Genomic DNA, 12740 nt, shown 5'->3' on the forward strand with positions numbered 1-12740 from the left:
TGTTCTCCTTCCGATGACCCCAGGCGCTCACGACTGCCCCAGCGCCAGCTGAATGGCGCGTTCTCCGATGTCTTCACCCACCTCGCCTTTCCAGTGATCCCAGACCTTGTGGGTGGTTTCGTTGAAGGCCGCCAGGTCCTCCTCGGTGGGCGCGATGACCTCGACGTTCTCGGCGCGCACCTGGGGCCAGTAGTCATTGGGGTAAATGTCGTCATTGCAGTGGTGGATGAAGTTGTCGTCGTACCACCGTGCTGCGTCAGTCAGCAGGCTCCGGCTGTCGTTATTCAGCGCGTCCCAGCGATCTCGCAGCATGAAAGGGGCGACCGAAAAGCCGGTGATGGGCAGCTGATAGCACACGTCGACCTGCTCCTGAAGGCTGCGCCCGATGATGGTCGAAATGTTGAAGACCCCCGCATCCACGGTGCCGCGCTGCAAGGCCATATACGTTTCGGAAGAGGGAATCCGCACGGCGCCGATATCGTAGGCCTCCAGCGCTGAGGTGGCCTCGAAACTGACGACGCGCACCTTCTTGCCACGAATATCTTCTAGCTGACGCACGGCGTGCTGCTGGGTGCTCCAGATGTATTCCGGCTCGAGAATTCCGCCGCCGGAGGACAGCATGTAAAGGTTCTCCTTGGCCAGCTGTTCGTTGATCAGCTCGAACAGTGGGCTGCCAAGGCGAAGGCGCTCCGGGTGTCGGTACAGCTCCCCGACGACGCCGGGCAAGCCAGTGATGCCAAGAATGGGGAGAGAGCGGGTGATGTAGGAGGTGGTATGAAACATGAAATCGATCGTGCGCGAGCGCAGCGCCGGAAGCTGCTCGTCGGCCTTGAGCAGCTGGCCCGAATCATAGAAGTCCACCTCCAGGACGTCGCCCCCGTTGTTGCTCAGGTAGTCAACGAATCCTGCCGACCCGTAGGTCAAGGCCTTGTAGGACGGTGGCAGATAGGTGACGCCGGTGAAGGTCGTGGCGGCCTGGGCGCGCCGTGTCATGAGCGCCTGGGGCCCCAGCAGTGCGGTACCGGCTCCGGCGAGTGCGGTGGTCTTCAGCAGTTGGCGGCGAGTCAGTGTCATGGGAACGTGTCCTCTTATCGTTGTCGTTGTCGTTGCTTCAGCGGTTGCTTGGCTCTTGGGCAGAAGTCTTGGTTGAGGCTTGTCTGGTCAGTGCATCAGGCCGGGTAGCCATAGGCTGATGCTGGGAAACATGACGAACAGCATCAGCACGATGAACTGCACCGCGACAAAGGGCAGCGCACTCTTGATGATTTCCTCGACGGATAGCTCGGGGCAGACGCCTCTGAGCGCGTAAAGATTGAGGCCCACCGGCGGTGTGATGACCGCGATCTCCAGGTTCAGCACCATGACGATGCCGAACCACAGCGGGTCATAGCCCATGGCCTGAATCAGCGGCAGCAGCACAGGGGTGGTCACCACGATCAGGGACACCGCATCGACAATCATGCCGAGCAGGATCAGCAGCAGCATGATGGCCAGCATGATCGCCCAGTCAGGCAGACCAGACACCGTCAGTGACTCGGTCAATAGCTGTGGCACGCGGACCATGTTGAGATAGTCGCCGAAGATCTTGGCGCAGCCGATAATCAGCAGAATGGCGCCACTGATGCGTGCCGTACTGGCGAGAATCCTGGCGAAGGAGGCCCAGGACAGGCAGCGGAACACCAGCGCAGCGATGAGCAGGGCCCCAAAGGCACCAATCCCCGCGGCTTCGCTCGGGGTCGCCAATCCCGAGTAGATCGACCCCAGCACGACCAGCACAAGTAATGCGGCATGCCAGATATGGGCGAGACTGTACCAGCGTTCTCGCCAGCTGAAGCGCTGCTCGACGGCGGGCGCCTCTGCAGGCCTGAGGCTTACCCGCACAAAGATGAAGAGTGACAGGGCCAGCGCCAGTACGACGCCTGGCACGATGCCGCCAATGAACAGGTCGGCGACCGACACACTGGCCACGGCGCCATAGATGATGAAGGGAACGCTCGGTGGAATCAGCATGGCCAGGGCGCCAGCGCTGACGACCGCTCCAGCCGCTAACGAACGGCTGTAGCCACGTTCGAGCATCTGGGGCACGGCGATGGAGCCGACCGCTGCCACCCCCGCCAGACTGACACCCGACACGGCACCGAAGACCGCAGAAGCGCCCACCGATGAAATGGCCAGGCTGCCCCTGAGCCAATGCAGCCACGCCAGGGCCGCGCGGAACAGATGGCTGCCTACTGGCGTTGCCCCCAGCAGGTTGCCCATGAGGATGAACAGGGGCAAGGCAATCAGCTCGAACGCATTGAGCTGACCAAACAGTGATGAAGGGGCGAAGAAGAACGCCATGGAGCCGCGGGCCATATAGAGGCCCGCGAGGCCAGCAAGCCCGAGTGAAAGAAAGATCGGGATGCCAAAGGCAATCAGCGCAATCAGTAGCGCCAGCACGATGATGGGTTCCATTCAGAGGCCTCGTTGTTGTTGTAGCCTGTTGCCGGCACTGACGAGCAGCAGCGGCTTAGGGAAACACGGCTTAAATGCCTGCGCCGCTCGGCTGATGACGTCAGCGCTCCCTCAGATGACCCCGTCTCTACGCAGCTGGTCGATATCGCCTGACGCCATCGACAGCCAATCTCCCAATATGGTGTCGGTGTGCTCGCCCAGGGCGGGACCAACATGGCGGACCTGGCCAGGAGTCGCCGACAGACGAGGAAAGACATTCTGCATGGGCAGCGGTTGGCCGTTGCGGTCAGGCACGTCGACGATGGAGCCGCGCTCACGGATGTGCTCGTCCTCCAGCATGTCCTTGGCGGTATACACTAGACCGGCGGGCACACCTGCCTCGGCCAGCAGGTCGACGATGTGCTGGGCATCGTGGCGGGACGTCCAACCGGCGATCAGCGCATCGATGGCCTGCTGGTTGTCGCCTCTGGCACGATGGTCGACGTAGTCGGGGTGGTCTGCCAGTCCTGGCTGGCCCATGGCCTGGCACAGCCTGCGGAAGACGGTGTCCTGATTGGCGCCGATGATGACGTCACGTCCATCCCTGGCGGGGTAGGCGTTGGACGGCGCAATCTTGGGCAGGAAGCTGCCGGCGCGTTCGCGAATTTTACCGGCCCTGGCGTAATCAGGTATCAAGCTTTCCATCATCGCCATTACCGCTTCGAAGATGGCGCTGTCCACCACCTGGCCCTGCCCGCTGCGCTCGCGCTGGTGAAGGGCAAGCAGCGCGCCCATGGCGCCCTGGACGCCGGCCAGGGTGTCCCCCAGCGAGATGCCTACCCGGACCGGCGGACGATCGGGATAACCGCTGATGTAACGCAGTCCGCCCATGGCCTCGCAGACAGCGGCAAACCCTGCCCGTGAGGCGTAGGGGCCATCCTGACCGAAGCCGGTGACCCGCACCATGATCAATCCAGGGTTATCCGCAGACAGGCTGTTGTAGTCGAGCCCCCAGCGCTCCATGGTGCCTGGACGGAAGTTCTCGATCAGCACGTCGGCCTCTGCCGCCAGGCGCTTGAGCAGGGCCTGACCTTCGGGCTTGCGCAGGTCCAGCGTGAGCGACTGCTTGTTGCGCGCGATCACGTTCCACCACAGCGGCTCGCCGTTGGCGTCGGTCTGGCCCCATTGGCGCATGGCGTCACCCTTGCCCGGTGGCTCGATCTTGACCACCTGGGCGCCGAAGTCGGCCAGGATCTGGCCGCAGGTCGGGCCGGCAATCAACTGTCCTAGTTCCAGCACCTTCAGGTCATCGAGAGGCAGGTTGGCGATGAGGTCTTTCATGGCGGAGTCCGTAGGTAGAGGTTCAATGGGGCGCGTTACCTGGCCGTGTCAGGCGACGTGACGATAGTGGTATGCAATTCGCGGGCGGCGAGCAGGTGGGCTCGCATCACGTTCTCGGCCCAGGCGGCATTGTCTGCCGCGATGGCGGTCAGCATTTCCCGGTGATGCTGCATGCTGCGATGCAGGGCCTCGCGGTCGTAGCTCGCGAAGTTGCGGCGGATGATCGAGGTTCGCACGACACTCTCGAGCATCTGGGCCAGTCGCTGATTGCCGCTGGCCTGAATCAACAGCCGATGAAAGCAGTGATTGAGCGAGGCAAGCTCACTGTGCTCCGCGCCGCCGAGTGGTCCCTCCGTCAGCGCTTCCATGCGAGTTGCCAGGTCCTTCAGTTGGGTCATGGTCGCGGGATCCATGCGCCTGGCCGCCAGGCCAACGGCCATGGGCTCCAGGACCAGGCGCAGCTCGAAGACCTCCCGGGCATCGTCTGCGGTCCATTCGCTGACCCTGGCGCCCTGATGGGGAATCGCCTCGAGCCAGCCTTCAGACACCAGTTCGCGCAGCGCCTCTCTGACTGGGGTGCGACTGACCGCCAGCTCTCTGGCTACCGCCGCCTCGCGGACGAACTGGAGGGGACGATAGGTCCCGTCGAGAATTCGCTGCTTGATGGCCTCATGGACCTGGGCAGTGGCCGTGGGGCCGGGCGTGGCGGTGCTGTGGTCGGTAGACGTCACGGCGCTTCTCTCACATTGCATGCAATTCCAAGAGTAGCGGCTAACATCAGCGTCTGAAGTTAGACTTTGGAACGAAATTGCATGCAACCTGCGTCAACTATGGGCAGGAACGGGCGAGGACGAGCCGAAGGCGTGGTCGGACAGGTAGGGGCAAACAGGGGCAAGCAGGGCAGCACAAGATAGCCGCAGCGAGGGGGCGCTGATGATCAGGCCCCACCGCGGTCAGCGACCTGCGTCAACGGTGCGCGGCGAACAGGCTGTCGGCCAGGTAGCGCTTGTCGAACTGTCCGGCGTCAGCCAGGGCGGCCGGATCCGGCAGCAGCAGGCGATGTCTGCTGCGATGGATAAGGCCTTCCTCGTCCAGAGCAGTAAAGGTGCGGCTGACGTGAACCGGGCTCAAGCCCAGCACATCGGCCAGCATTTCCTGCGACAGGGGCAGGCGCAGTGCATGGTCCTGTTGTCGTCCTGCGGTCTTGGCCAGGCGTTCATACATTTCCATGATGAAGTGGGCGAGCTTCTGACGAGCGCTGCGGCGCGACAGGTTGACCAGGCGTTCCGTCAGCAGCACCTGCTGTCGGCTGGCCATGGCGAACAGGATGGCGGTCAGATTGGGTGACTGGCGAAAGATGTCGTCGAGTCGGTCGTGGGGAAAGCGGCAGACCACTCCATCCTCGATCATGCGCACGCCGGTCAGGCGCTGATGAAAGGCGTACTCCCTTAGCCCGATCACGTCCCCGGGAAGGTAAACCTCGAGAATCTGGCGCGATCCATCTTCCAGCTGCCGATAGGAGTAGGCCCAGCCTTCGCTCAGCGTCAGGAAGTCGTTGGCGGGATCTCTCTCTTCCCAGAGTTGCGAGCCCGCGGTCACGTCCAGCGGGGACTTTTCCAGCGCTTCCACCAACTGTTGGTCATGCTCGCTCAAGCTGCGGTAATGACGGAAGTGTCTGACGATGCAGCTGTCCTTGGACGGCACGGCAAGGCTCCTTGAGGTGTGATCGTGACGCAGATGAATCCTGCGGTTACGTTAACCCAGGTTATGTCGGGGCGGTAGTCGTGGGCGCAGGATGGACGAGCTGTCGTAGGGATTCCCTCAGCATCACCCGGTCTGCGCTCGACACTGCCTTGAACGGCGGTGTCGGGCATCCCGTGGGCGAGGGAGCTTCCTCCCACTCTCCACCGAAAGGAAAGCATCATGCATATCGGCGACACCCTGCGGATCCGTCGCGAGCTCGTGATGGTCGCAGATGACCAGCTCGTGTCCGGCAATACGGCAGACATCATTGATACATCAGGCCTTAGCCCGGACGACCACCAGGATCCCTTACCCCGCTATCGCGTGTTGATCGACGACGTAGGCGAGCATGAGTGCTCGTGCACCATCCTTGATCGCCTCACGTAATGCTCTTTTGAGGTTGGGGCGAAGCCCTGACGTGCCGTTGCGGCACGCTCGTGCATCCAAGCGTTAGGTCTCCCTCGTCGGCCAGTGCCGGCGAGGTGGCGATGTCTTTAGAGAGGCTTCGTTGGCCAGGATCCAGCGTGCACTATCTTTCTTCACTCACTCCCACACCCTCATTCCTTTGCTCTGATTCCCTCATCCTCGTTCCCTCATTCTCCTTCCCTAGGCTTCTTTTCTTCACCATCTTGTGCTGAATCGGAAGGTGGCTGATAGTGCTCGGGAAGGCGTCTTGCCTTCGCATTGGGCTATGTTCTGGCGGGAGGGAAGGCATGTTCGACTGGGTGGCATCACCCGAGGCATGGATTGCGCTGGGCACGTTGACGGCGCTAGAAATCGTGCTCGGCATCGACAATATCATCTTCATTTCGATACTGGTGGGACGCCTGCCGGAGCATCAGCGCCAGCGCGCCAGGATGCTGGGGCTGGGACTGGCGATGGGGGCACGCATTGCGCTTTTGCTATCGCTGGCTTGGGTGATGAGCTTGACGGCACCACTGTTCACGATACTGGACGTAGAGATATCGGGGCGTGATCTGGTGCTGTTGCTGGGTGGCCTGTTCCTGCTGGCAAAGAGCACTCACGAGATTCATGCGGCGGTGGAAGGCGCCGGCGACACCTCCGCGACCAAGGCCGCGGCGTCCAGCATGGTGGCAGTGCTGGCGCAGATTGCCGTGATCGACATTGTGTTTTCGCTGGACTCCGTCATCACCGCAGTGGGCATGGTCGACCATGTTCCGGTCATGGTCATTGCGATAGTGGCGGCCGTGGGTGTGATGATGGTGGCCGCCAAAGGCATAGGGGAGTTTGTTGATCGTCACCCGACGATCAAGATGCTGGCACTGAGCTTTCTCATTCTGATCGGCGTCATGTTGGTGGCCGAGGGACTCGGCTTCCATATTCCGAAAGGCTACATTTACTTCGCCATGGCCTTCTCGGTCACCGTCGAGATGCTCAATCTCAAGATCCGCGCAATGAACCAGCGGTCAGACCAGAAGGACGTTCCTTCCGACGGCTGACCCCGCAGCGAGAGGCCGGGTACAGGCGTCGACATGCTCAGCCGCCGCTGGTTCGCACGAACAGCAAGAGCCTTGCTGTTCGTGCTGAGTGGGCGCTAGGACCCCTGGCGCAGCCGTGTCAGACCTTCCTGGGCACTGGAGGCCACCAGCTCGCCCTTGCGGTTGTAGATGCTGCCGCGGGCGAGGCCTCGCGCTCCTCCTGCCCAAGGGCTGTCCATGTCGTACAATAGCCAATCGTTGACGACGACGTCCTGATGGAACCAGAGCGAGTGATCGAGACTGGCGATCTGCAGTGAAGGATCGCCAAAGCGAATACCGTGTGGAACCAGCGACGTGGTCAGCAGATTGAAGTCCGAGCTGTACGCCAGCAGGTAGCGGTGAAGGGCGGCGTCATCGGGAAGCTCGCCACGCAGGCGGAACCACAGCCGCTTGCGCGCAGGCTGTCCCGGCTCAGCGCTGTCCTCGACGTGGCGAAACTCGATGGGATGACCGGGGAACCTTAGTATCGCATCGCTGGCGTCCGGTTCGCTGATATCGAGGCTGGGCATGCTGGCCTGATGGCCGAAGCCGTCTTCACGGCCGTGGAAGGACGCACTGCAGAAGAAAATGGGGCGGCCTTTCTGAATAGCGGTGATGCGACGAGTGGTGAAGCTGCCGCCGTCGCGCACGCGGTCGACCTGATAGACCACCGGCATGGAAGCGTCACCCGGGCGCAGGAAGTAACCGTGCAACGAGTGCACTTGGCGCTCAGGATCGACCGTCTGAGTGGCCGCGGACAGGGCTTGCCCCAGCACCTGTCCACCAAACAGCTGAGGCAGTCCCAGATCCTGGCTACGGCCCCTGAACAGGTTCTCCTCCAGCATTTCCAGGCCCAGCAGGTCAACCAGGCCCTTCAAGGCGTCGGACATTCGCGTATCCTCCATGAGCCGGCATGAAACCGGCCTGTCGATGACCGCTGCGACAAGGTGTTCTTCGCCGCGGCGATCAGAAATCAGTAAAGTGCTTGTTGACCAGTTTACGGGAGAGACCCATCTTGCGCAGTGATGAATTCTATATGCACCGAGCGCTTGAGCTGGCCGAACAGGCGGGGCGCGCGGGAGAAGTGCCGGTGGGGGCGATCGTGGTGGATGCCGAGGGAAACATCGTCGGCCGAGGATTCAACTCCCCCGTTTCCCGTCATGATCCGAGCGCCCATGCCGAGGTCCAGGCGCTAAGAGACGCAGGCGTCACGTTGTCCAATTATCGTCTGGAAGGGTGCACGCTGTACGTCACGCTGGAACCCTGCATGATGTGCAGCGGCGCGATCATTCACGCGCGCATTCGCCGCCTGGTGTATGGCGCCAGTGAACCACGCTCGGGAATGGTCGAGTCCAAGGCAAATCTGTTGGCCCAGCCTTGGCACTTTCACCGGGTGGAGGTGCAAGGCGGTGTCCTGGCCAGTCGCGCCTCTCGACTGTTGAAGGCATTTTTCGTGGAGCGCCGCGGCTGAACAGCGCAAGGGGCAGGACGCTAGCTGAGACAGGTGGCAGGTAACTCAAGTCCGTCAGCGGCTGGCGTCAGCCACCGGGCTCAGCGTGAAGGCCTGTGCTATCGACAGCTCCCTCGGGGGCCGCTGAGGCTTCCTCCACTCGGTTGCGCCCCCTTCGCTTGGCCCGATAGAGCGCCAGATCCGCTTGGTGCAACAGATCCTTGGGCGCAACGCGGCCTTGGGCCTGCGTCATCAGGCCAATGCATACGGTCAGAGGGCGGCCATCGACATGCTGTATGCCGCTGGACTGAACCGCTTCACGCAGCGACTCGGCCCACTCTCTGGCCTTCGCAGCGTCGCCCTGAGGAAGGTAGATGACGAACTCTTCCCCCCCGTAGCGGGCGGCGAGTCCGCCCTCGGGCAGTCGTCTACGAACGGTCTCGGCGAATCGCTTGAGCGCCCGATCACCCGCCTGGTGGCCTTGCTGGTCGTTGATGCTCTTGAAGTGATCCAGGTCGCACAGCAGTAAGCTCAGCGGCTGCTGTGAGGCGCTTTTCGGCAAGCTCGCCAGAAACTTGCGGCGATTCAACAGTCCTGTCAGGTCGTCATGGTCTGCCAGCCATTCGATGTTTTTCTGCAGTCGCGAACGGCGACGCATCTCGCGACGTAGCTCAATGTTGGTGTCGGCGATCTGGTGGTGCTGTTGACGCTGCTGGTGACGGCTGTAGAGCAGCTGATACAGCAGCCAGGCCACAATGAAACCGGCGCACAGTGAGGCAGCCGGGTAGTGCAGCTTGAGTTGGCTGAGCAGGGCGTGGCTGGGGCGAACCTCCAGGCGCAGGGGGTGCGTCAACAGTGTCATGTCGCTGCTGACCGACCAGGGGCCCTCTATATCGGGGCCGGGAAGACGCCACACCGGACGCTTGCCCGCCCACAGTGTGGCCTGCCAGACACGGCCGTCGCGCGCCTTGGCAGGCATGGCTTGGGTGGTCAGCCGGTCCAGATCGAAGGCCAGCCAGATCGTGCCCATTCGCTGGTGGCTGGCGGACGATCTGACCGGCAGGAAGCTGATAATGCCGCGTGCCCCGTCCGGCAATGTCAGCACGGAAGAGGCGCTCTCACGGGGGGATGTTGCGGTGTCTTGCGCGTCTGGCATCAGCAGGCCGAGATGGCGGGCGGCGTCGCGATCCAGGCCGGTGTGACGTGCGGACTGAAACCGTCTCAACCTGCCCTCTGGGCCTGCCAAGGCGATGAAGGCCAGGTTGGGGAAGTCAGCGAGAAAGGCTTGGGTCTGGGCCTGCCAGCGCAGTGGGTCCGGCAGCGCTCCGTCGAGTTCCCAATCCAGGCGCAGGCGACGCACGGCCAGCAGTTTCTCATTGATCCGAGAGGTGATCTGCTGGGCAAGGCGATCCGACTCGCGCTGGGCCCTGTCCATCAGTTGGTGATTGGCCTCGCTTTCCTGCAGATACCACACCCCCATGGCGGCGCTGGCGATCAGAAAGGCGGGTCCTAGGCCACGCATAATGCTGGGTAGGGTGTGGCGCCATCCGGTGACGACGGTGAGAAACTGGGTGACCAGCAGCAGCGCAGCGACGGCCAGGAACCATGGTCCGGCCATGGGCGCGAGGGGGATCATCGTCCCAGGCCACCATTGCAGGTAGGCCAGCATCGCCCAGACCAACGCGGCCAGGGCATGCATGAGCGGCGTACCGAGACTTGCCCGCGTGCGCAGCAGCAGACTGAGGTTCAAACAGGTCAGCAGCAGGGTATCCAGCAGGCTGGGTGGGCTAAAGCCCCAACGTGGCGGCGAGCTGGTGAGCGCCAATGGTTGGTCGAGGAGGGGAGCGGATAGCCACGGCACGGGCAGCAGGTAGCTCGCCAGCACCACCAGCATTATCACCAGAGGGGGCACCAGCAGGCATTGGCTGAGCCATAGTCGCTGGCGGTACCAGGCGAGTTGGCCCAGGCCGATCAACAGCGCCAGGCAAAGGGCGGTGCCGGTCGATGAGGCGCCGAAGGCCGTGTCTGACACTACCAGCGTTGCCCACAGTCCTGCTGCAGACAGCGCCAGAGCGACGAACGTCAGCGGAATCCGCAGGGGTTGCATGATGTGGCTCCGGGAAGACATGTCAGATGCTGCTTGTCAGCGCGGCTTGCTGACCTTTCCCGTATTGGCAGATGTGCTTATATCGGCAAATTTCAGCGGTCATGCGCCAATGGTAAGCAACCTAATGTCCTCGTGTCTCTCTAACCCCCGTTTAACCGGCGGCGGCTTGATCCTCGTCAAGCCAGTCGTCTTCATAGGCCGCGATCAACGGGACGTCAGGCGTCGGTCTCTATGCGATTGCGGCCATTGCGCTTGGCACGATAGAGCGCGACGTCGGCGCGATGCAGCAGATCTTCGGGAACCAGAGTCTGGTCGTCGTGGGTCGCGACGCCAACGCTGACCGTCATGGGGCGGCCATCGGCATGTTCTATGCCGCTATGCATCACCGCCTGGCGCAGGGTCTCGGCGATTTCCAGGGCGTTGTCGGCATCATCCCCGACCAGTAGAACCACGAACTCCTCACCCCCGTAGCGTGCCAGCACGGCATCTGCCGGTATCGCCAGGGCCCCGACTCTGGCGAAGCGGCGCAGGGCCTCATCACCGGCCTGATGGCCCAGCTGGTCGTTGATACTCTTGAAGTGGTCGATATCACACAGCAGGACCGCCAAGGGACGCTGCTGTCGTTCACGCTGCAGGGTGGTGAGAAATAAGCGTCGGTTCGGCAACAGGGTCAACTCATCGTGGCCGGCGAGCCATTCCACCTCTCGCTGAAGCTGGGTTCGGTGGCGCACTTCACGACGCAATTCCTCGTTGGAGCGGAACATGCTGGTGTGCTGCGCGGACATGCGGTGGTGGCCGAAGACCACCATGTACAGCAGGTAGGCCAGCAGTAATCCAATGCTGAGGCTGGCGGCCGGCTGGCGTGACTGCTGGGCCAGCAGGTACGCCGAGGAGGCGCTGAGCGACACCACCAGTTCGTGACGCCCCACGGCGATGACGCTGTCGTGGGTCCAGGGGCCGGGTGTCTCTGCTATCGGCCAGTCACGGATGACATCGTCAGCAACGGCCAGGCGCATGTGGTTATGCTCCCGGTTCAGGCGCGTTGCGGCGTACAGCTGATCGGCCAGCACCGGCAGGCTGAGCACCATGGCGGCTGTCCCGGTGACCTGCTGGGTGCGGTCACTGATGATGGGAAGGTAGTAGATCATGCCCGGCATTCCCTGCAGCAACGGCACGACGCCGGTGTGCCCCTCCTCACCCTCGCGCAGCGCCCGTGATAAGGCGTCGATATAGGGGCGGTTAACGTCCAGCGCATTGATCCCGACGATGGCGAGATTGGCGTCGTCCCGGGGGTAGACGTAGCGAATCGTGCCGTCGGGTTCGACGTAGGCAATGTTGAGGAAGTAGGCAAAGTCGCGATGGTAACGTTCTGCCTGGCGCTGCCATTGTGTCGCGGTAGGTTGCACGTCGAGCAGGCTCCAGAAACTGGCAAAGCGACGTACTGCTTCAAGGTGAGCCGTCACCTCGTTGCTCAGTTGCTCCGACAATCGCTCCGTCTCTTCCTGCATCTGGGCCTGCAAGCGGCGATCTTCGTACAGCCGTTGCTGGTGCCACACCAGTATGGTCACCAAAACCAGTGCCAGGGACGGTAACAGACTGCGCAGAATGGCGGGACGGGTATGACGCCAGCCGGCGACGACGCCGCTGAACTGGGCGCCGAGAAGCAGCGTCAGCAGCGCCATGCTGGCGGGGGTGCCCGCAAGATTCTGCGGGGAGTCGGTGTGGCCGTTGAGCACGAGCCACAGCTCGGTGATCAGCAACAGCAGTGACAGTGACTGGAGCAGCGGCGTGGCGAGGCTGGCACGTGTGCGTCCGAGCACTCCTCCGGCCAGCGCCAGCAGAATGAACAGCTCGATCAACGGAGGACGCAGGCTGTCGATACCGCTGACGCCGGGCAGGCGCGCGGCCCAGTGTTCGAGCGTGGCGTAAGGAATCAGTCCCTCGGGCAGCAGGTAGCTGGCCAGGCCCAACAGCAGCACGGCGAGCACCGGCGCCAGACAGACAGCAGACAGACGCACCCCCCGCCAGTACCAGGCGGCTTGCCCCAGGCTCACCGCGAGCAATAGCGACCAACTGGCGATGTAGCTCTGGTCTTGGATCATCACTGGCTTGATGATCAGGCCCGTCGCTGCCAGCACAGCAACCAGCAGGGTGAGGACCAGGGCGATTCGCGACATTGGCAGGGGTG

11 protein-coding genes are annotated in these 12740 nt (G+C 62.7%); 3 read left to right on the plus strand and 8 right to left on the minus strand.

From position 1 onward, the window contains the following. Positions 1-27: 27 nt before the first annotated feature. The 5 genes from KUV45_RS18875 to KUV45_RS18895 all read right to left on the minus strand — a co-directional run bounded on the left by KUV45_RS18875 (position 28) and on the right by KUV45_RS18895 (position 5478). Positions 28-1074: a TRAP transporter substrate-binding protein gene (locus KUV45_RS18875; protein ID WP_222161633.1), complete on the minus strand. Its 1047-nt coding sequence runs from the start codon at positions 1072-1074 to the stop codon at positions 28-30. Positions 1075-1161: 87 nt separating this feature from the next. Beyond that, positions 1162-2454, minus strand: a complete 1293-nt coding sequence (locus KUV45_RS18880) for a TRAP transporter large permease (protein ID WP_206940080.1) — start codon at positions 2452-2454, stop codon at positions 1162-1164. 111 nt (positions 2455-2565) lie between these two features. Next, complete coding sequence (locus KUV45_RS18885; protein WP_222161634.1) at positions 2566-3774, minus strand: CaiB/BaiF CoA-transferase family protein; 1209 nt, start codon at positions 3772-3774, stop codon at positions 2566-2568. 35 nt (positions 3775-3809) lie between these two features. Then, positions 3810-4505 (minus strand): GntR family transcriptional regulator, encoded by a 696-nt coding sequence (locus tag KUV45_RS18890; RefSeq protein WP_224851855.1) that lies wholly within the window; start codon positions 4503-4505, stop codon positions 3810-3812. Between the two features lie 235 nt (positions 4506-4740). Continuing rightward, the gene (locus KUV45_RS18895; protein WP_206940074.1) at positions 4741-5478 is read right to left on the minus strand and encodes a Crp/Fnr family transcriptional regulator; all 738 of its coding nucleotides are present in this window, start codon (positions 5476-5478) and stop codon (positions 4741-4743) included. Positions 5479-5697: 219 nt separating this feature from the next. Between KUV45_RS18895 and KUV45_RS18900 the strand changes: the two genes are divergently transcribed. Next, the gene (locus KUV45_RS18900; RefSeq protein ID WP_206940071.1) at positions 5698-5904 is read left to right on the plus strand and encodes a hypothetical protein; all 207 of its coding nucleotides are present in this window, start codon (positions 5698-5700) and stop codon (positions 5902-5904) included. A gap of 326 nt (positions 5905-6230) precedes the next feature. After that, positions 6231-6977: a TerC family protein gene (locus tag KUV45_RS18905; protein ID WP_222161635.1), complete on the plus strand. Its 747-nt coding sequence runs from the start codon at positions 6231-6233 to the stop codon at positions 6975-6977. Positions 6978-7072: 95 nt separating this feature from the next. Here KUV45_RS18905 and KUV45_RS18910 read toward each other — a convergent pair whose 3' ends face one another. Then, positions 7073-7885, minus strand: coding sequence for an acyl-CoA thioesterase II (locus tag KUV45_RS18910; RefSeq protein ID WP_222161636.1), 813 nt, complete (start codon positions 7883-7885; stop codon positions 7073-7075). Between the two features lie 125 nt (positions 7886-8010). Between KUV45_RS18910 and tadA the strand changes: the two genes are divergently transcribed. Further along, positions 8011-8466: a tRNA adenosine(34) deaminase TadA gene (gene tadA, locus KUV45_RS18915; protein ID WP_222161637.1), complete on the plus strand. Its 456-nt coding sequence runs from the start codon at positions 8011-8013 to the stop codon at positions 8464-8466. Between the two features lie 67 nt (positions 8467-8533). Here tadA and KUV45_RS18920 read toward each other — a convergent pair whose 3' ends face one another. Then, entirely contained in the window at positions 8534-10552 is a 2019-nt protein-coding gene (locus KUV45_RS18920; protein ID WP_222161638.1) for a diguanylate cyclase, read from the minus strand. A 215-nt stretch (positions 10553-10767) separates the two neighbouring features. After that, positions 10768-12729 carry a diguanylate cyclase gene (locus tag KUV45_RS18925; RefSeq protein WP_222161639.1) on the minus strand — a complete coding sequence of 654 codons (1962 nt, stop codon included), beginning with the start codon at positions 12727-12729 and terminating at the stop codon, positions 10768-10770. Positions 12730-12740: the final 11 nt, after the last annotated feature.

Origin of the sequence: Halomonas sp. DP3Y7-2 (assembly GCF_019800795.1) — a bacterium.
In the GTDB taxonomy this organism is placed as follows: domain Bacteria; phylum Pseudomonadota; class Gammaproteobacteria; order Pseudomonadales; family Halomonadaceae; genus Halomonas; species Halomonas litopenaei_A.

Bases quoted from the DNA above. Each gene is read 5' to 3' on its own strand.
- KUV45_RS18875 (WP_222161633.1), bottom strand. From the start codon at position 1,074: ATGACACTGACTCGCCGCCAACTGCTGAAGACCACCGCACTCGCCGGA.
- KUV45_RS18880 (WP_206940080.1), bottom strand. From the start codon at position 2,454: ATGGAACCCATCATCGTGCTGGCGCTACTGATTGCGCTGATTGCCTTT.
- KUV45_RS18885 (WP_222161634.1), bottom strand. From the start codon at position 3,774: ATGAAAGACCTCATCGCCAACCTGCCTCTCGATGACCTGAAGGTGCTG.
- KUV45_RS18900 (WP_206940071.1), top strand. From the start codon at position 5,698: ATGCATATCGGCGACACCCTGCGGATCCGTCGCGAGCTCGTGATGGTC.
- KUV45_RS18905 (WP_222161635.1), top strand. From the start codon at position 6,231: ATGTTCGACTGGGTGGCATCACCCGAGGCATGGATTGCGCTGGGCACG.
- KUV45_RS18910 (WP_222161636.1), bottom strand. From the start codon at position 7,885: ATGTCCGACGCCTTGAAGGGCCTGGTTGACCTGCTGGGCCTGGAAATG.
- KUV45_RS18920 (WP_222161638.1), bottom strand. From the start codon at position 10,552: ATGCAACCCCTGCGGATTCCGCTGACGTTCGTCGCTCTGGCGCTGTCT.
- KUV45_RS18925 (WP_222161639.1), bottom strand. From the start codon at position 12,729: ATGTCGCGAATCGCCCTGGTCCTCACCCTGCTGGTTGCTGTGCTGGCA.